Raw genomic sequence first — 19,016 nt, 5'->3', positions numbered from 1 at the left:
CCAGCCTCGGCAGGTCTTCGCAGTAGCGCGCGACGTAGGGGCGCAGGTCGAGGTGCGGGCCCGTCGCGGAGTCGGGCCGGGGGTGGGGCGGGGCGTCGGGCGGGTCGTCGGGCGCGGCGTCGGGCGGGTCGGCCGGCAGCCGCCAGAATCCGTGCGCGGTGTGCAGGCGCTCGTGGTTGCCCGCCTCGCCGGGGCCGGCCAGCAACCGCCAGGCGGCGGCCTTCGCCGGGACGGTCGGGATCGCGGCGCGCGCGGTGAGCGCCTGCAACCGGCCCTGCAGCGAGGTGTCCTGCGCCAGGTGCGCGTCGATGCCGTCGGCGTCGATCGCGCCGAGCCGGGCCAGGCCGGTGACGCACAGCCAACCGAAGTCACGGTCTCCCGCCAAGGCCGCTGCGGGGCCCTCGCCGCGGAGCCACGACGCCAGCAGGTCGGCGTCGTCGCTGGCGTCGGCCGCCACGCGCAGCGCCGCGAGCCGCAGCGAATCGTCAGGCGCCGCAGCGGTCTTCGTCGCGTCGAGGAGTCCGATGCCCGCGGCCGTCAGGGCCGCCCACCCCTCCCGCGGGTCGGGGAGATACGACCCGGCCAGCGTCGTCCCGACGCGGCCGAGCATCGCGACGACTCCGCTGTCGCGCTCGCTGGGCAGCGCCGCGACGAGCGTGTCGAAGAACAGCGCGGGCGCCTCGCGGCCCTGCGTGACCGCGTCGATGAGCGCGACCCACGCGACGACCCGCGCGGTCGGGTCGGCCACGCGCGCGAGCTCGTGCGGCAGCGCGGCGGCGCTGGCACCGTCGAGGCGCACGTCGGCCCACGTGAGGTCGGAGGCGTTGGGCAGCACCAGAGCGGGCGCGTCGGCGCCGACCAACTGCGGCAGCGGCGCGCGATCCCGCGTCGTGCGCACCGGCTCGCGCCACAGCTGCCGCCCGTCGCGAAAGCCCGCGACGTCGAGGGTGTGCGGCCGGTCGGCCGGGTGGTCGGGCGGGTGCGCGGCCGGCGGGGTGCGGAGCAGGTCCGCGCCGGTGATGCGGCCGCCCGCGCACTCCAGACGCACCCCGAGCTCGTCGCGCCCGGCGGTGCGCAGCCAGGCCTGCGCCCACGGCGCCAGGTCGCGCCCGGCGGCCGACCCGAGCGCGGCGAGGAAGTCGGCGAGGTCGGCGTTGCCGTGCGCGTGCCGGCTCAGGTGCGCCCGCACGCCCGCGACGAACGCCTCGTCGCCGACGTGGGCGATGAGCTGGCGCAGCACGCTCGCGCCCTTGGCGTAGGAGATCCCGTCGAAGTTCGCCAGCGCCGCGGCGGCGTCGGGCGCGGGATTGGCGGCCACCGGGTGCGTCGAGGGCCGGCGCTCGGCCGCGTACCCCCAGGCCTTGCGCGCGATGCCGAAGTCGACCCAGGCCCCTTCGAACACCCCGGTCGCCTCCAGCGCCCGGTGCGCCAGGTACTCGGCGAACGACTCGTTGAGCCACAGGTCGTCCCACCAGCGCATCGTCACGAGATCGCCGAACCACATGTGCGCCATCTCGTGCAGGATCGTCGTGGCCCGACCCCGGCGCTGCGCGGTCGTCGCGGCCCCCCGGTGCAGCGCGGTCTCCGCGAACGTCACGCACGCCGGGTTCTCCATCGCGCCCGCGTTGAACTCCGGCACGAGCACCTGGTCGTAACCGGGCCCGAACGGGTAGGCGATGCCGAACAGCTCCTCGAAGTGGTCCAGCCCGGAGGCGGTGACCGCCAGCAGCTCCGGAGCCTGCTCGCGCAGCTGCGGCGCGAGGCTCGCCCGGGCGTACCAGCCGAGCTCGATGCCGCGGTGGGTCGCGCCGACGCGCTCCCACGGCCCGGCGCAGATCGTCACGACGTACGTGGCCAGCGGCTGGGTGCGCGCCAGGCGCCACCGGCCCGGCTCCGTCTCGCGGGCGGCGCCGTTGCCGATGACCCGCCACCCGAGCGGAGCCCGAACGCCCACCTCGTAGGGCGCCTTGAGGTCGGGCTGGTCGAAGCAGGCGAACACGGTGGGCGCCGCGTCGAGGAAGGTCATGCCGTACACGTAGTCGGCGCCGTCGGCGGGGTCGCTCGCGCGGTGCAGCCCCTCGCCGTCGCGGCGGAACGCCATGACCGCGTCGACCTCGACGACGTTCTCGGGCTCCAGGTCGGGCAGCGACAGCCGCCCGTCGACGCAGGTGGTCGGGTCGAGACGCCGCCCGTTGAGCGTGGCCGAGCGCAGTTCTCTGGCGCGCACGTCGAGGAAGGTCGAGGCCCCCGGCTCCCGGCACGAGAACGCGATCCGCACCCGGGAACCGAACAGCCGCGCCCCGCGGTCGAGGTCGAGCTCCAGCTCGTAGCCGCGCACCGCGAGCAGCCGCGCCCGCTCCCGGGCGTCGCTCACGCGCAGGCTCACCAACGGCCCCCCTCACCCCTCACTCGGAACTGCGTGTCGTGGTCGGGACTGCGACACCAACCGCAGTTCTGACCGTGACACGCAGTTTTCACGGTCGTTGGGGTCGGCGGCACGGTGGTCGCGTCAGCGGCCGAGCTCGCGGGCCATGTTCTCGAGGCGGTCGATGCGCCCGGCCATCGGCGGGTGGGTGGAGAACAGGCTCTTGACGTCGGCGGCGCGGAACGGGTTGGCGATCATCATGTGCGCCGCGTTCTGCAGCTTGGGCTCCGGACGCAGCGGCGCGCGCTGCACGCCGAGCTCCAGCTTGCGCAGGGCGTCGGCGAGCGCCAGCGGGTCGCCGGTCAGCTTGGCGCCGTCTTCGTCGGCGTCGTACTCGCGGGTGCGGCTGATCGACATCTGGATGATCGAGGCCGCCAGCGGCGCGAGCAGCGCGATGGCGATCATCGCGATCGGGTTGGGCCGGTTCTCGTCGTTGCCGCCGAAGAACATCGCCATCTGCGCGACGCTCGTGATGATGCCCGCCAGCGCGGCCGCCACCGACGAGGTGAGGATGTCGCGGTTGTAGACGTGCATGAGCTCGTGGCCGAGCACGCCGCGCAGCTCCCGCTCGTCCAGCAGGTCGAGGATGCCCTCGGTGCAGCACACCGCGGCGTGGTTCGGGTTGCGCCCGGTCGCGAACGCGTTCGGGGCCCGCGTCGGCGAGATGTACAGCGCCGGCATCGGCTGGTTCGCCCGGGCCGACAGCTCCCGCACGATCCGGTACATCGCCGGGGCCTCCTCCTCGGTCACCGGATAGGCCTGCATCGCCTTGATCGCGATCTTGTCGCTGTTCCAGTAGCCGTAGAAGGTCATCGCCACGCCGACGAGCGCGAACAGCCAGATGTACCGGCCGCCGCCGATCACCGCGCCCAGCCCGAGCAGGATGGCGAAGATGACGCCGAACAGCGCGGCGGTCTTCACGCCGTTGAAGTGGTTGGTCATGCCCAGCACAACGTGGCCGGGGGCGCCCGGTGTTCCGCCCGATGAGGCGAATTCGTCTCAGTGCTCGGACGATGCCGCGACGGACGGGAATAGCCGGACTCGTCCGTGCGTCACACCGTGAGGGTCCAGCACCTGGCGAGAAACCTACGCATCCGTAGGGTTCGCCTAGCATGGCCTGCGGCGCACGGTCCGCAGTGACCGCCCCAACGACGTACCGCCCATCCGGAAGCCTGGTGAATCCACCTCATGTCAGCCAAGCAGGTTCAGCAGCTCGATCGCGTCGTCATCCGGTTCGCCGGTGACTCCGGTGACGGCATGCAGCTGACCGGAGACCGTTTCACCAGCGAGACGGCCGCACTCGGCAACGACCTGTCGACCCTGCCGAACTTCCCCGCCGAGATCCGCGCGCCGCAGGGCACGCTGCCCGGCGTCTCCAGCTTCCAGCTGCACTTCGCCGACCACTCGGTGATGACCCCCGGCGACGCCCCCGACGTGCTCGTCGCGATGAACCCGGCGGCCCTCAAGGCCAACCTCGCCGACCTGCGTCGCGGCGGCACGATCATCGCCGACTCCGACGAGTTCACCCGCCGCAACCTCGGCAAGGTCGGCTACGGCGCGAACCCGCTCGACGACGGCTCGCTGGAGTCGTGGCACGTGCACTCGCTGCCGCTGACGTCGATCACCGTCGAGGCGCTCTCGGACTTCGACCTCACCCGCAAGGAGAAGGAGCGGGCGAAGAACATGTTCGCCCTCGGCCTGCTCTCCTGGCTGTACACCCGCCCCCTCGAGGGCACCCGCGCGTTCCTCAAGGCGAAGTTCTCCCGCAAGCCCGAGGTGCTCGGCGCCAACCTCACCGCGCTCACCGCCGGCTACCACTACGGCGAGACCACCGAGGACTTCGCGATCAGCTACGAGATCGCGCCGGCCCCGATGGCCCCGGGCCGCTACCGCAACATCACCGGCAACATCGCCACCGCGTACGGCCTGGTCACCGCCTCCCAGCGCAGCGGCCTGCCGCTCGTGCTCGGCAGCTACCCGATCACCCCGGCCAGCGACATCCTGCACACGCTCTCGGGCCTGAAGCGCTACGGCGTGACGACGATCCAGGCCGAGGACGAGATCGCCGGAGCCGGTATCGCCCTGGGCGCCGCGTTCGGCGGGTCGCTCGGCGTGACCACCACCTCCGGCCCGGGCCTGGCGTTGAAGGCCGAGACGATCGGCCTGGGCGTCTCCACCGAGTTGCCGATGGTCATCATCGACGTGCAGCGCGGCGGCCCCTCGACCGGCCTGCCGACGAAGACCGAGCAGGCCGACCTGCTGCAGGCGATGTACGGGCGCAACGGCGAGTCGCCCGTCGCCGTCATCGCCCCGAGCAGCCCGAGCGACTGCTTCACGATCGCGATGGAGGCGGTGCGTGTCGCGACGACCTACCGCACCCCCGTCATCCTGCTCTCCGACGGCTACCTCGCCAACGGCTCCGAGCCGTGGCGCATCCCCGACGTCGCCGACCTGCCCCAGCTGACCGTCGATTTCGCGACCGACCCGAACGCGGTCGACGGCAAGGGCAACCCGACCTTCCACCCGTACGTGCGCGACCCGAAGACCCTGGCCCGCCCCTGGGCGGTGCCCGGCACCGCGGGCCTGGAGCACCGCCTCGGCGGCATCGAGAAGGCCGACGGCACCGGCAACATCTCCTACGACCCCGACAACCACGACCGGATGACCCGGCTGCGGGCCGCGAAGATCGCCGGCATCGACGTGCCCGACCTCGCGGTCGACGACCCCTCCGGCGACGCCGACGTGCTCGTGCTCGGCTGGGGCTCGACGTTTGGCCCGATCAGCGCGGCGGTGCGCCAGCTGCGCGCCTCGGGCCTGAGCGTCGCCCAGGCGCACCTGCGCTACCTCAACCCGATGCCGGCGAACACCGGTGAGGTGCTGCGCCGGTACCGCAAGGTGTTCGTGCCGGAGATGAACATGGGCCAGCTCGCCCTGCTGCTGCGCGGCACCTACCTCGTCGACGTGCAGTCGCACACCGCGGTGCGCGGCCTGCCGTTCACGTCCGCCGAGCTCGTCGAGGTCATCGCCGAAGCCCTGGCCGACGCCTCCCCCGAGCCCGAGTCACAGCCGGAATCGCAGCCGGAATCGGAGCCGGAGGACACCGCCCCCGTCTCCGCGCCGATCGACCACGACGAGAGCATCGACCCGGGCGTGCACGAACCCGCCGAGCAGATGCATCAGCCTCCCGTCGACGTCGACCCCGACGAGGCGAAGCAGACGGCTGAGCACACCGCCGCGGAGCTGGAGGATCGCCCGACCGGCTCCGCCAAGACCACCGCATCGACCAGCGCCTGAGCGCGAGGAGCATCATGAGCATCGATCTCGGTATGCCGAGTCTGGGCACGCACGGCGTGCCACGCCTGCCCGCGGGAGCGCCCGCGCAGACGAAGAAGGACTTCACCAGCGACCAAGAGGTCCGCTGGTGCCCCGGCTGCGGTGACTACGCGATCCTCGCGGCCTTCCAGTCGTTCCTGCCGCAGCTCGGGCTGCAGCGCGAGAACATCGTCGCGATCTCCGGCATCGGCTGCAGCTCCCGCTTCCCGTATTACCTCGACACGTACGGCATGCACTCGATCCACGGCCGCGCCCCGGCGATCGCCACCGGCCTGGCCACCTCCCGCGACGACCTGTCGGTGTGGGTCATCACCGGAGACGGTGACGCCCTCTCGATCGGCGGCAACCACCTCATCCACGCGCTGCGCCGCAACGTCAACCTCAAGATCCTGCTGTTCAACAACCGGATCTACGGCCTGACCAAGGGGCAGTACTCCCCCACGTCCGGGCAGGGCCTGGTGACGAAGTCCTCCCCCGCGGGCTCGGTCGACGCCCCGTTCAACCCGATCGCGCTCGCGCTCGGGGCGGGCGCCACGTTCGTGGCCCGCACGATGGACTCCGACCGCAAGCACCTCACCGAGACCCTGCACGCGGCCGCCAAGCACCGCGGCGCCGCGCTCGTGGAGATCTACCAGAACTGCCCGATCTTCAACGACGGCGCGTTCGAGGTGCTCAAGGACCGCGAGCAGGCCCAGGCCCGTATCCTGCACCTGGCCGACCAGCAGCCGGTGCGCGCGGGCGACCACCACGTCGTCGTGCGGCACGAGTCCGGCGAACTCGACGTCGTCGGCACCAGCGCCGTCAACGGCAGCCGCGTCGTCACCCACGACGTGCACGCCGATAACCCGTCGCTGGCGTTCGAGCTCGCGCAACTCGACGGCCCCGACATGGCCCACGTGCCGATGGGCATCTTCCGCTCGGTCTCCAAGCCCACCTACGACGATCAGGTGCGGGCGCAGGTCGCCTCCGCCGTGGCCGGCAACGGCGGGCGCGCCGACGAGGAAGACCTCGCGGCCCTGCTCGCAGGCAAGGACACGTGGACCGTGAACTGACGGGCGCGTCGGGCACGTCGAGCGCCCGCACGGGCACGCTCTACGGCCTCACCGCCTACCTGCTGTGGGGCATGCTGCCGTTCTACTTCCTCACGCTGGCCCCGTCCGGCGCGTGGGAGATCCTGCTGCACAGGATCCTGTGGAGCGCGCTGCTGTGCACGGTGCTGGCCGTAGCCCTGCGGCAGGCCGGCGGGCTCGTGCGGGCGCTGCGCGCGCCCCGGCAGCTGCTCGCGGTGAGCGTCGCCGGGCTGCTCGTCGCGGCCAACTGGACGATCTATCTCGTGGCCGTCACCTCCGGGCGCATCACCGAGGGGGCGTTGGGGTACTTCCTCAACCCCCTCGTCAGCGTCGCGCTGGGCCTGATCGTGCTGCGCGAGTCGATCCGCCCGCTGCAGGCGCTCGCCGTCGCGATCGGCGGCGCCGGCGGGATCTACCTCGCGATCGACTCCGGCAGCGTGCCGTGGATCGCGCTCGGCCTGGCCTTCTCGTTCGGCACGTACGGCCTGGTGAAAAAGCACGTCGGCGTCAACCTCACGGCACTGCAGAGCCTCACCGCGGAGACGGTCGTGCTGGCCCCCGTAGCGGCCGCCGCCATGGTCTGGCTGGTGGGTTCCGGGCACTCGACGTTCGGCGGTCAGGGGCCCGCTCACGCGGCGCTGCTGGCCTCCACCGGCGTCGTCACCGCGGTGCCGCTGCTGCTGTTCGCGGCGGCGGCCCGACGGGTCACGCTCGTGACGATCGGGCTGCTGCAGTTCATCGCGCCGATCCTGCAGTTCGTCAGCGGCCTGGCGCTCGGCGAGGCGATGAGCCCGGGGCGATGGACCGGCTTCGCGATCGTGTGGGTGGCACTCGTCGTGCTCGTCGCCGACTCCGTGCGCTATCAGATGCGCGCCCGCGTCGTGGCCCCGCCGGTGGGCTGACCGCCCGGTCCCCCGCCGTCCCCGCGTACTCCCCGTACCGACCTGTACCGACCTGTACCGATCCGACGACCGCACGACCGTCGATCAGCCGATCAGACCTGCTGCGCCGGGTCGTCCTTGTCGTTCGCCTCGCCGCCGCGGGCGCTCTCGTCGGACTCCGCGCCGTCGCCGTTCGCCTCGCCCGCCCCGCCCAGCGAGTCGTCCTTCAGGGTGAGGAACCCGGAGCGCTGGGCGTCGCGGACGATGGTGACGAGCACCGAGGTGTAGGCGTCGAGCACGGCCTGGGTGGCCGCGTCGTCGCGGTCCACGAGCCAGGCGAGCATGATGCCGTCCGTCAACGCCAGCACCATGCGGGCCAGGATCCGCGAGGGCATCATCTCGGAGCCGTTGATGCCCAGGCCCTGGGTGATGAAGCTCTCGATGACGTCGAGGTAGGTCTGGTACAGCAGCCGGGCGGCCTCACCGTCTCCCCGGATCGACCAGGCGGCCAGCTCGTAACTGAGCAGCTGCCGCCCGGGAGCGTTCTGGGTCACCTCCCAGAACGTCTGGAGGGCCGTGCGAACGGTCTCCTCGAAACCGGCGTGGCTGTGCTCGATGGCCTTGGCGACAGGGCCGAGGATCGGTGTCGCGAACGACTCCGCCACCGCATTGAGCAGGGCCTCTTTGCTGCTGAAGCAGTAGTGGACGACGCCGAGGGAGACGTTCGCCTCGTCGGCGATGCGCCGCACGGACGCGGCGGCCAGACCTTCCCGGATGGCAAGGTCGATCGTCGCCTCAATGAGCTGCTCACGGCGTTGCTCCGCAGGGACTCGCGACATAACCCACACGATACGGGCACCTGTGCCCACGCCATGCGCACGAACCCCCAACCTTACGGACCGCATACGCTGCCGTTATCAAACCTTGATCCGACAGTTACGGGATCCCGACATCCCCTGGGGCGCAGCGCATGTCGCGATGAGACGTGAAATCTGCGCGGCGACCTGCGGCGACGCGGGCGGGCGCAGAGGCCTCAGACGGCGCGGTCCACCACGCTGCCCGTGAGGGCGCGTAACGCGCGCGTCACATCCGTGTCGCCCAGCGGGTCGAGCAGGGCCTGCGCGGCGTGGGCATAATCACGGGTGCGCTGCGCGGCGCGTTCCATCGCCGGGTGCGCCCGCAGCAACGCCAGCGCCTCGGCGTGCAGGCCGGGGTCGCGCAGATCGGCGTCGAGCAGTTCGAGCAGCCGGGCGTCGCCGGGGTCGGCCGCCTGCCGCACGTACAGGGTCGGGAGCGTGTCGACGCCCTCGCGCAGGTCGGTGCCCGCGGCCTTGCCGGACGTGCCTTGCGCCGCCACGTCCATGAGGTCGTCGGCGAGTTGGAAGACGACCCCGAGCCGCTCGCCGTACTCGGTGAGCACGCGGATCGTCTCCTCCGAGCAGCCGGAGAACATCGCGCCGTAGCGGGCCGCGGTCGCGATGAGCACCCCGGTCTTGTCGGCGAGCACCCCGAGGTAGTAGTCGATGGGCTCCACCCCGGCCGGCCGCGGCCGGGCGTCGCGGATCTGCCCGGCGCACAGCCGCACGAACGTCTCGGCCTGGATCTTCACGGCCTGCGCGCCGAGATCGGCGACGATCGAGCTCGCGGTGCCGAACAGCAGGTCGCCGACGAGGATCGCCGTCGAGTTGTCGTAGCGTGCGTTGGCGCTGGGCGCGCCTCGCCGCAGGTCGGCCTCGTCCATGACGTCGTCGTGGTACAGCGACGCCAGGTGCGTCAGCTCGACGGCCGCGGCCGCGGCGATCACGTCGTCGTTGGCGCCGTCACCGAGCTGCGCGCACAGCACGGTGAGCATCGGGCGAAACCGTTTACCGCCGGCCTGGAACAGGTGCCCCGAGGCCTCCGCGATGAACGGGTCGTCGGCGTTCACGGCCGACGCGATGAACTCCTCCACCCGGGCCACGTCGCGCGCGAGCGTCGCGACGAGGTCGGGCGAGGTCCCTGGCAGCTGCAGCGTGCTCGCGCCGCCCGCCGTCATCGCAGGAACAGGGCGGCGTCGGCGGCCATCGACAACAGCGGAGCGGGGAACACACCGAGGATGATGGTCGCGACCGCGCCCAGCGCGATGGCGGCACTCGTGCCGACCGACGGAGACAGCACGGCGACCGAGTCGTCGGTGCGCTCCGAGAAGAACATCAGCACGACGATGCGGAAGTAGACGTACGCGGTGATCGCGCTGCACAGCACACCGATGACGGCGAGCACCGCGCCCGCCACCCCGGCGTTGCCGATGGCGGCGGAGAAGACCGCGACCTTGGCGGTGAAGCCGGAGGTCAGCGGAATGCCCGCGAACGCCATGAGCAGCAGCGTCATCGTGCCGGCCACGATCGGCGACTGCCGGGCCAGCCCGGCCCACTGCCCGATGTGCGTGGCCTCGGTGCCGCCGGAGCGGACGAGCATGACGAGGCCGAACGCCGCGAGCGTCGTGAAGCCGTACGCGGCCAGGTAGAAGGTCACGGACGAGACGCCCGTGACGTCGAAGGCCAGGAGGCCGACGAGGATGAACCCGGCGTGCGCGATGGAGGAGTACGCGAGCAGGCGCTTCATGTCGGTCTGGGTCACCGACAGCACCGAGCCGACGATCATCGTCAGGGCGGCCACGACCCACACGGCCGCCTGCCAGTCCCACCGGGCGCCGGAGAAGCCGACGTACACGACGCGCATCATCGCGCCGAACGCGGCGACCTTGGTGCACACGGCCATGAAACCGGTGACGGGGGTCGGCGCACCCTGGTAGACGTCCGGGGTCCAGGAGTGGAACGGCACCGCGCCGACCTTGAACAGCAGGCCGACGAGCACGAGCAGGATGCCCGGCACGAGCAGGCCCTCACGGCCGCTGACGACCGGCAGCGAGGCCGCGATCGTGCTGAGGTTCACCGAGCCCGAGTAGCCGTACAGCAGCGCCGCGCCGAACAGGAAGAACGCCGACGAGAACGACCCGAGCAGGAAGTACTTCAGGGCCGCCTCCTGCGAGAGCAGGCGACGGCGGCGGGCCAGGGCGGTGAGCACGTACAGCGGCATCGAGAGCACCTCGAGCGCGACGAACAGCGTCAGCAGGTCCGCGGCCGCCGGGAACAGCATCATGCCGCCGATCGAGAACAGCGTCAGCGGGAAGATCTCGGTGGTCGTGCCGAGCCGCTCGGCCACCGCCTCCTGCTCGGAGCCGGGGATCGAGGAGCCCGACGGCGTGAACGCGTCGGCGAGCCGGCCGTGGAACCGCTCGGCCATGATGACCAGCGCGATCGCGCCGAACAGCACGATGATCGTCTGGATGATCACCGCGGGCCCGTCGACGACCACCGTGCCGCCGAGGGTCGCGCCGTGCATCGAGCCGCCGCGCAGCAGCAGCAGGAGCAGGGCCGCCACGAGGCTGACCATGGCGATCGCGAACTCGACCGGGTGGCGCAGCCGGCGGGGCGCGAACGCCTCGACGATCACGCAGATCACCGCGCTGGCGAAGATGATGAGCATCGGCGCGAGAGCCGAGTAGTTCACGTCCGCCGGAACGAAGACGGCCGGAAGACTCGCCGCCACGGGGGCGGCCGCAGACAGTGCGGGGATCACTTGGCACTCCCGGTCAGGGCGCCCACTGCGGGCGCGGGGTCGGTGACACCCACGTGGGTGAGCGTCTGGGTGACGGCCGGATCGATGACGTCGAGCGCGACCTTCGGGAAGAAGCCGAGCAGCAGGAACAGCAGGATGAGCGGCGCCACGACGAGGCGCTCCCGCAGGTCGAGGTCACGGACGCCCGCCAGGCCCGCGGCCCGGTGGGTCTGCGCCGGGTCGGCCTCCAGGCTCGTGGCGCCCGCGCCGGACGAACCGCTTCGGTGCACTGCGCCGGACGTGCCGTGCTCGTCGTGCGCGCCGATCGGCCGGCCGTCGGGCCCGACGAGCTTGGCGGCGCCGTCGACGTCGATGACCTGGGTGCCGGGCTTCGGGCCGGTGAACACGCGCTGGTACCACAGCAGGATGTACAGCGCCGCGAGCAGGATGCCGATCGAGGAGATCGCCGCGACGATCGGGTACCGCTGGAAGGTGCCCATCATGACGAGGAACTCGGAGACGAACGACCCGAGGCCGGGCAGCGCCAGACCGGACAGGCCCGACACGAGGAACGTGCCGGCGAGCACCGGGGTGATCCGCTGCCAGCCGCCGTAGTCGCGGATCAGCGGGCTGCCGCCGCGCTGGATGAGCATGCCGGCGATGAGGAACAGCGCCGCGGTCGAGAAGCCGTGGTTGAGCATGTACAGCATCGAGCCGGACATCGACACGTGGGTCATCGCGAAGATGCCGAGCACGATGAAGCCGAAGTGGCTGACCGACGTGAACGCGATGAGCCGCATCATGTCCTGCGAGCCGATGGCGAGCACGCCGCCGTAGATGATCGAGATCAGCGCGAGGGCGATGACCGCCGGGGTCGCCCACTGGCTGGCCTCGGGGAACAGCTGCAGGCAGAACCGGATCATGCCGTAGGTGCCGACCTTGTCGAGCACACCGACGAGCAGCACGGCCGTGGCCGGCTTGGACTGCTCGGCGGCGTCCGGCAGCCAGGTGTGCACCGGCCACATGGGCGCCTTGACCGCGAAGGCGATGAAGAAGCCGAGGAACAGCAGGTTCTGGGTCAGGCCCGGGATCTGCAGGCCGGTCAGGCTCTCGACGAGGAAGCCGGTGTTGCCGCGCGGACCCTGGAAGTACAGGCCGATGACGGCGACCAGCATGACCAGACCACCGGCGAGCGAGAACAGCAGGAACTTCATCGCGGCGGCGTTGCGGCGCGGGCCGCCGTACGAGCCGATGAGGAAGTAAACCGGCACGAGCATCGCTTCAAAGAAGACGTAGAAGAGGAAGACGTCCGTGGCGGCGAACACGCCGATCATGAACACCTCGAGCAGCAGCATCCACGCGAAGTACGTGTTCTGCCGCTGCCCACCCTCGGGGATGTCGTGCCACGCGGCGAGGATGCAGATCGGCACGAGGATCGCCGACATGACGATCATCGTCAGCGCCATGCCGTCGACTCCGAGCGCGTAGCTCACGCCGAACTGCGGGATCCAGTCGTGCTGCTCGGCGAGCTGGAACTGGGCCGCGGAGCCGGTGTCGAACTGGAACGCGATGACGATCGCCAGCGCTGCCGTGGCCAGCGAGAACGCCAGGGCGATCTGGCGGCCCGCGGCCGAGTGGCGCAGCACGAGCAGCAGCACCGACCCGACGAGCGGGACCAGCCCGAGCGTCGTCAGCCAGGGGAAGGCAGCCATCGAGGACAACTGGTTCATCACTGCACCACCCACAGGGCACCGAGGACGAGGACGACGCCGAGGAGCATCGTCAGGGCATAAGACCGCACGAAACCGTTCTGCGCGCGGCGCACGAGACCGGACATCGCGGTGATACCGCCGGCGAGGCCTCGCGCCGACCCGTCGACCCCGTGGTCGTCGGTGTAGGTGAGTGCGTCGACCAGGGCGCGACCGGGCACGACGAGACCGCCGTGGTTGACGTCGTCCTGGAAGAAGTCGCGCGCGGCGACCGTGCGGGCGAACGAGGCCCGCGGCTCCGCGGCCACGTCGTCGCGCCAGTAGCGCATCCACGCCAGCGCGACGCCGGCGACCATGAGCAGCATCGTCGCGCCCATGATGACCGGGATCGACAGCACCGGCTCGTGGTGCTCGACGTGCCCGCCGGTGGCGGGGGCGAGGAAGTCGGTGAAGCCGCCGAAGTTCAGCAGGGCGCCCAGGCCGACCGAGCCGATCGCGAGGATGACCATCGGGATCGTCATCGTCAGCGGCGACTCGTGCGGGTGGTCGTCCGGCAACCAGCGCTTCTTGCCGTGGAAGGTCATGAAGAACAGGCGCGACATGTAGAAGGCGGTCAGCCCGGCGACGAGCAGCGTCGTGAGCCCGAAGACCCAGGGCCGCCAGCCCTCACCGACGAACGCCGACTCGATGATCTTGTCCTTCGACCAGAAGCCCGACAGCAGCGGGAAGCCGATGATCGCGAGCCAGCCGCACAGGAACGTCGCCCAGGTGATCTTCATCGGGCCCGAGAGGTTTCCGAAGGTGCGCATGTTGACCCGGTCGTTCATGCCGTGCATGACCGACCCGGCTCCGAGGAACATGCCGGCCTTGAAGAAGCCGTGGGTCAGCAGGTGGAAGATCGCGAACGCGTAGCCGATCGGGCCCAGGCCCGCGGCGAGCATCATGTAGCCGATCTGGCTCATCGTCGAGGCTGCCAGCGCCTTCTTGATGTCGTCCTTCGCGCAGCCGATGATCGCACCCATCGTCAGGGTGATCGCGCCGACGACGGCGACGGCGAGCTGCGCGTTGGGCGCGAGGTTGTAGATCGGGTGGCTGCGCACGATGAGGTACACGCCGGCCGTCACCATCGTCGCCGCGTGGATGAGCGCGGAGACGGGGGTCGGGCCGGCCATCGCGTCGCCCAGCCAGCTCTGCAGCGGGAACTGCGCCGACTTACCGCAGGCGGCGAGCAACAGCAGCAGACCGATGATCGTCAGCGTGCCGGTGGACGCCTGCGCGGCGCCCTGCGCCACCCCGGCGAACGTCACGGTGCCGAAGGTCGCGAACATCGCCATGATCGCCAGCCCCAGACCGTAGTCACCGATGCGGTTGGCGATGAACGCCTTGTTCGCGGCGGAGGCGTACGGCGGGTTCCAGTTCCAGAAGCCGATGAGCAGGTAGGACGCGAGACCCACGCCCTCCCATCCGACGTACAGCAGCAGGTAGTTGTCGGCGAGCACCAGCGTCAGCATGGCCGCGACGAACAGGTTGAGGAAGGCGAAGAACTTGCGCCGGTCGACGTCGTGGCTCATGTAGCCCATCGAGTACACGTGGATGAGCGAGCCGACGAACGTGATGAGCAGCACGAAGCTGATCGACAGCTGGTCGATGAGCATGCCCGCGTCGAGCTGGAAGGGCCCGGTGGGGATCCAGGACCACAGCGTGAGGTGCTGCGCCCGGGAGCCGGAGTCGCGGCCGAGCATCTCGATGAAGATCGCGGCACCGACGCCGAAGCTGGCCCAGGACAGGCCGGTGGCCAGGGCCGGACCGAAGGAGTTCGTGCGGCGTCCGCCGATGAGCAGCAAGGCCGCGCCGAGCAGCGGCAGCCCGACGAGCAGCCAGCCCATCGCGGCGACCCCGTCCGCCGGCACCGCCGTCGACGGGGCTTCGGACGTGGCCAGCGCAGAGAGCGCCGGGGCAATAAGGGGTTGCATCGCGCCTGACTCCTTACAGCTTCAGCAGGTTGGCCGCGTCGACCGAGGCCGACCGACGGGCGCGGAAGATAGCCATGATGATCCCCAGGCCGACGACGACCTCTGCGGCCGCCACGGCCATCACGAAGAGCGCGATGGCCTGGCCGTCGAGATGCCCGTTCATGCGGGAGAACGTCACGAATGAGAGGTTCACCGCGTTGAGCATGAGCTCGACGCCCATGAACACGATGATCGCGTTGCGCCGGATGAGCACCGTCGAGGCGCCGATCGCGAACAGCGCCGCCGACAGGTAGAGGTAGTTCGTCAGGCTCATCGGTGCGAACCTTCCTCGATCTCGCGGGCGATCTCCTCGTCCGGGTGCGTGTACTCGTCCGGACGTTGCAGCTGCTGACGCGAGGCGAGCACGCGCGAGATCGACAGCTCGCTGGGCGTGCCGTCGGGCAGCAGCGCCGGCGTGTCGACCGCGTTGTGGCGGGCGTACACGCCGGGGGCGGGCAGACCCGCGACGTGCCGGTTGTCGCGCACGCGCTTCTGGCTCCACTCACGCTGCGCGGGCTTGGGCAGCAGGCGTTCCCGGTGGGCCAGCACCATGGCTGCCAGCGTGGCGGTGATGAGCAGGGCGGCGACGAGCTGGAAGACACCCAGGTAGCGGCCGAAGATCAGGTAGGCCAGGCCGGTGACGTTGCCTTCGGCGTTCATCTGGGCGATCGGCGGGGCCGGCGGGAACACGGTGCCGGCGATCGAGCCGATGAGCAGTGCGGCCAGACCGAGGCCGAGCGCCAAGCCCCACCACTTCTGGCCCTTGAGGGCGTCGATCGTCGAGTCGGAGGCGTCGACGCCGACGAGCATGACGACGAACAGGAACAGCATCATCACCGCGCCCGTGTACACGAACACGTGCACGAGGCCGAGGAACTCGGCGCCCTGGGTGATGTAGACGATGCCGAGCGTGATCATCGTCAGCACCATGCACAGGGCCGCGTAGACCGCCCGCTTGGTGAAGACGAGACCGAGGGCCGCCAGCACCATGATCGGTGCCGCGATCCAGAAGAGCACGGCCTCACCAGTGCCGGTCATCGCGCGACCTCACTCTCGTTGTTCGTGGTGTTCGCGTCGTCGGCGCCGGCCCTGCGCTCCGCCCGGTCCCGGGCGTTCACGAAGTCGCGCTGCTCGCGGGTGGCCTTGGACACCTTGCCCTGGTAGTAGTCCCGCTCCTCCATGCCGTCGACCATCGGGTGCGGGGGCGCCACCATGCCCTCGGCCAACGGCGCGAGCAGCTGGTGCTTTTCGAAGATGAGGTCGGCCCGGGAGTGGTCGGCCAGCTCGTAGAAGTTCGTCATCGTCAAGGCGCGCGTGGGGCAGGCCTCGATGCACAGCCCGCAGAAGATGCACCGCAGGTAGTTGATCTGGTAGACGCGCCCGTACCGCTCGCCCGGCGAGAACCGACCGCGACCGCCCTCGTCCAGCGGGGTGTCGTCGTTGTCCGCGCCTTCGACGAGGATCGCGTCGGCGGGGCACGCCCACGCGCACAGCTCGCAGCCGACGCACTTCTCCAGCCCGTCGGGGTGCCGGTTCAGCTGGTGCCGACCGTGGTAGCGCGGGGCCGTCGGGCGCTTCTCCTCCGGGTACTCCTCCGTGGGGACCTTGCGGAACATCGTGCGGAACGACACCCCGAATCCCGCCACGGGAGCGAGCAACTCCTCGAAGAAGCCGGGGCTGCTGTCCTTGCCGTCGTCGGGCGTCGAGGACCTGCCTTTGGCCTCAGCCATTGTCGGGCTCCTTGTCGCTGGTGGGGTCGGCGGTGGTCGGGTGGCCGCTGGATGAGCTGGTCGCGCTCACTTGGCGTCCGCGGGGCATCAGGCTCGGCTCGCGCAGCGTCTGCCCGGGCAGCGGGGGCACGGGGAAGCCCCCCGCGAACGGGTCGATCTCCGTCGGCGGCGCCGGCCGCTGGGCCAGCTGCTCGCGACGCACATCCCACTTCCAGGCGACCGCCAGGGCGATGACCGCGACGATGACGACGACCGAGATCGTGGCCAGCAGGGTGTTCGAACCGAGGAAGCCGATCTGGGCGGCGCGGATGAACGCGACGGCGATGACCCACACGAGGGTGGCCGGGATGAGGAACTTCCAGCCGAAGCGCATGAACTGGTCGTAGCGGGTGCGGGGCAGCGTGCCGCGCAGCCACACGAAGAAGAACATGAACAACCACATCTTCGCGGTCATCCACAGCAGACCCCACCAGCCGTTCTCGAACATGCCGTCGTTGATGAGGCCGATGCCGAACGGGGCGTGCCAGCCACCGAGGAAGAGCGTGGAGGCCAGGGCCGCGACCGTGAACATGTTGACGTACTCACCGAGGAAGAACATCGCGAAGCGCATGCCGCCGTACTCGGTGTGGTAGCCGCCGACGATCTCACCCTCGCCCTCGGCGAGGTCGAACGGGAGCCGGTTGGTCTCGCCGACCATGCAGACGACGTAGACGACGAAGCTGAAGAACGCCGGGATGACGAACCACATGCCGCGTTGCGCCTCGACGATCGTCGACGTCGACATCGACCCCGCGTAGAGGAAGACGGCCAACAGGGCCAGGCCCATCGCGATCTCGTAGGAGATCACCTGCGCGGTGGAGCGCAGGCCACCGAGCAGCGGGTACGTCGACCCGGACGACCAGCCGGCGAGCACGAAGCCGTAGGCGCTGATGCCCGCGGCGGCGAGCACGAGCAGCACCGCGACGGGGGCGTCGGTGAGCTGCAGCGGCGTCTGGTGCCCGAACATCGAGACCGTGCCGCCGAGCGGGATCACCGAGAAGGCGATGAACGCGGCGGCGCCGGCGATCATCGGGGCCAGCAGGTACGTGAAGGTGTCGGCGTTCTTCGGAACGAACGTCTCCTTCCACGCGAGCTTGAAGCCGTCGGCGAGGGTCTGCAGGGCGCCCAGCGGTCCGAACCGGTTCGGGCCGGGTCGCTGCTGCATCCGGCCGATGACGCGTCGCTCGAACCAGATGACGACGACCACCTGCAGCAGCAGGTAGACGAAGATGAGGATCGCCTTGATGAGCGAGAGCCACCAGGGGGTGTCGGAGAAGTCGGCGACCGGCCGCTCCGTCGCCGCCAGCGTCGGCAACGCGTCGGCGGGGACCAGCGAGACCAGCCCGGTCACCGGGGCCGCGATCGAGGCCACGAGGGTCATGCCACACCACCCTTGCTGAGGTTGACGACGTCCCCGGCCTGCGCGTCGAGCGTGGCGCGCACGGCGGATCCGACGGAATTGGTCGGCAGCCACACCACGTGGTCGACCATGGGCGTGACCAGGGTCGGCAGCGTGATCGCGCCGTGCTCGGTGGAGACGGTGAGCGCGGCCCCGTCGGCGACGCCGAGCTCGTCGGCGGTCACCGGGGAGATGCGCGCCTGGGCCGCGGGTGCGGTGCCGGCGAGGAACGGGTCGCCGTCCTGCATGCGGCCCGCGTCGAGCAGGTGGTGCCACGTCGCGAGCACGGCCTGGCCGGCGCCCGGGCTGGGACGCGAGCCGGTGTGGTCGCCGCTGCGGCGCGGCCGGGGACCGCCCCACGGGCCGAGTTCGGTCATCTCCGCGCGGGTCTGCTCGATCGTACGGGTGCCGAGGTACTCCCCCAGCTCCGCGGCGATGAGATCGAGCACCCGGGCGTCGGGCACGGCGTCGGTCGACAGCGCCTGCTCGAACCGGGAGGTGCGGCCCTCCCAGTCGACGAACGTGCCGGCCTTCTCGGCGACCGCGGCCACCGGGAACACGACGTCGGCGACGTCGGCGATCTCGCTGCGGCGGATCTCGAGGCTGACGACGAAGGCCCGCTCGAGCGCCCGGCGGGCGATGCCCTGACCGGGCAGGTCGCCGAGGTCGACACCGCCGACCACGAGACCGCCGAGCTGACCGTCGGCCGCGGCCTGCAGGATCTGCCAGGTGTCCCGGCCCGCGTGGGTCGGCAACTCGTCCAGCCCCCAGGCCTGCAGCGCCTCGTCGCGGGCGATGGCGTCGACGACCGGCCGGCC

15 protein-coding genes are annotated in these 19,016 nt (G+C 70.8%); 3 read left to right on the top strand and 12 right to left on the bottom strand.

Features of this window, described 5'->3' with window-relative positions:
• Together pepN and htpX are read right to left on the bottom strand one after the other, a co-directional pair.
• Positions 1-2,386: aminopeptidase N (pepN, locus tag PINTE_RS14480; RefSeq protein ID WP_169798537.1), on the bottom strand; the 2,386-nt coding region annotated here is incomplete at its 3' end.
• Between the two features lie 123 nt (positions 2,387-2,509).
• The gene (gene htpX, locus PINTE_RS14475) at positions 2,510-3,367 is read right to left on the bottom strand and encodes a zinc metalloprotease HtpX (protein WP_068432091.1); all 858 of its coding nucleotides are present in this window, start codon (positions 3,365-3,367) and stop codon (positions 2,510-2,512) included.
• A gap of 246 nt (positions 3,368-3,613) precedes the next feature.
• Between htpX and PINTE_RS14470 the strand changes: the two genes are divergently transcribed.
• The 3 genes from PINTE_RS14470 to rarD are packed head-to-tail and all read left to right on the top strand — an operon-like array spanning position 3,614 to position 7,730.
• A complete protein-coding gene (locus PINTE_RS14470) occupies positions 3,614-5,719 on the top strand; it encodes a 2-oxoacid:acceptor oxidoreductase subunit alpha (protein WP_245642959.1) in 2,106 nt (701 codons plus the stop codon).
• A gap of 14 nt (positions 5,720-5,733) precedes the next feature.
• Positions 5,734-6,810, top strand: a complete 1,077-nt coding sequence (locus tag PINTE_RS14465; protein WP_068432088.1) for a 2-oxoacid:ferredoxin oxidoreductase subunit beta — start codon at positions 5,734-5,736, stop codon at positions 6,808-6,810.
• Positions 6,795-7,730, top strand: a complete 936-nt coding sequence (gene rarD / locus PINTE_RS14460; protein ID WP_068432085.1) for an EamA family transporter RarD — start codon at positions 6,795-6,797, stop codon at positions 7,728-7,730. Before PINTE_RS14465 ends, rarD begins: the two co-directional genes overlap by 16 nt.
• 92 nt (positions 7,731-7,822) lie before the next feature.
• Here rarD and PINTE_RS14455 read toward each other — a convergent pair whose 3' ends face one another.
• From PINTE_RS14455 to PINTE_RS14410, 10 genes are all read right to left on the bottom strand, one after another.
• A complete protein-coding gene (locus PINTE_RS14455; RefSeq protein WP_084343622.1) occupies positions 7,823-8,548 on the bottom strand; it encodes a TetR/AcrR family transcriptional regulator in 726 nt (241 codons plus the stop codon).
• Between the two features lie 194 nt (positions 8,549-8,742).
• Positions 8,743-9,744 carry a polyprenyl synthetase family protein gene (locus PINTE_RS14450; protein WP_068432082.1) on the bottom strand — a complete coding sequence of 334 codons (1,002 nt, stop codon included), beginning with the start codon at positions 9,742-9,744 and terminating at the stop codon, positions 8,743-8,745.
• Positions 9,741-11,330: an NADH-quinone oxidoreductase subunit NuoN gene (gene nuoN, locus PINTE_RS14445; protein ID WP_068432079.1), complete on the bottom strand. Its 1,590-nt coding sequence runs from the start codon at positions 11,328-11,330 to the stop codon at positions 9,741-9,743. The genes PINTE_RS14450 and nuoN overlap by 4 nt, the downstream gene beginning before the upstream one ends.
• Complete coding sequence (locus tag PINTE_RS14440; RefSeq protein WP_068432099.1) at positions 11,327-13,021, bottom strand: NADH-quinone oxidoreductase subunit M; 1,695 nt, start codon at positions 13,019-13,021, stop codon at positions 11,327-11,329. The genes nuoN and PINTE_RS14440 overlap by 4 nt, the downstream gene beginning before the upstream one ends.
• A 17-nt stretch (positions 13,022-13,038) precedes the next feature.
• Positions 13,039-14,991: an NADH-quinone oxidoreductase subunit L gene (gene nuoL, locus PINTE_RS14435; RefSeq protein WP_068432074.1), complete on the bottom strand. Its 1,953-nt coding sequence runs from the start codon at positions 14,989-14,991 to the stop codon at positions 13,039-13,041.
• A 13-nt stretch (positions 14,992-15,004) separates the two neighbouring features.
• Positions 15,005-15,304 (bottom strand): NADH-quinone oxidoreductase subunit NuoK, encoded by a 300-nt coding sequence (nuoK, locus tag PINTE_RS14430; protein ID WP_068432071.1) that lies wholly within the window; start codon positions 15,302-15,304, stop codon positions 15,005-15,007.
• Entirely contained in the window at positions 15,301-16,068 is a 768-nt protein-coding gene (locus PINTE_RS14425; RefSeq protein ID WP_068432067.1) for an NADH-quinone oxidoreductase subunit J, read from the bottom strand. The genes nuoK and PINTE_RS14425 overlap by 4 nt, the downstream gene beginning before the upstream one ends.
• Entirely contained in the window at positions 16,065-16,760 is a 696-nt protein-coding gene (gene nuoI, locus PINTE_RS14420; RefSeq protein WP_068432064.1) for an NADH-quinone oxidoreductase subunit NuoI, read from the bottom strand. Before nuoI ends, PINTE_RS14425 begins: the two co-directional genes overlap by 4 nt.
• A complete protein-coding gene (gene nuoH, locus PINTE_RS14415; RefSeq protein ID WP_084343621.1) occupies positions 16,753-18,180 on the bottom strand; it encodes an NADH-quinone oxidoreductase subunit NuoH in 1,428 nt (475 codons plus the stop codon). Before nuoH ends, nuoI begins: the two co-directional genes overlap by 8 nt.
• A partial coding sequence (locus tag PINTE_RS14410; RefSeq protein ID WP_157087266.1) for a molybdopterin-dependent oxidoreductase occupies positions 18,177-19,016 on the bottom strand: 840 nt, incomplete at its 5' end. The genes nuoH and PINTE_RS14410, both read right to left, overlap by 4 nt.

It is taken from the genome of Piscicoccus intestinalis NBRC 104926 (genome assembly GCF_001515525.1).
Taxonomy (GTDB): domain Bacteria; phylum Actinomycetota; class Actinomycetes; order Actinomycetales; family Dermatophilaceae; genus Kineosphaera; species Kineosphaera intestinalis.
This window is presented reverse-complemented; position numbering and strand designations above follow the sequence as displayed.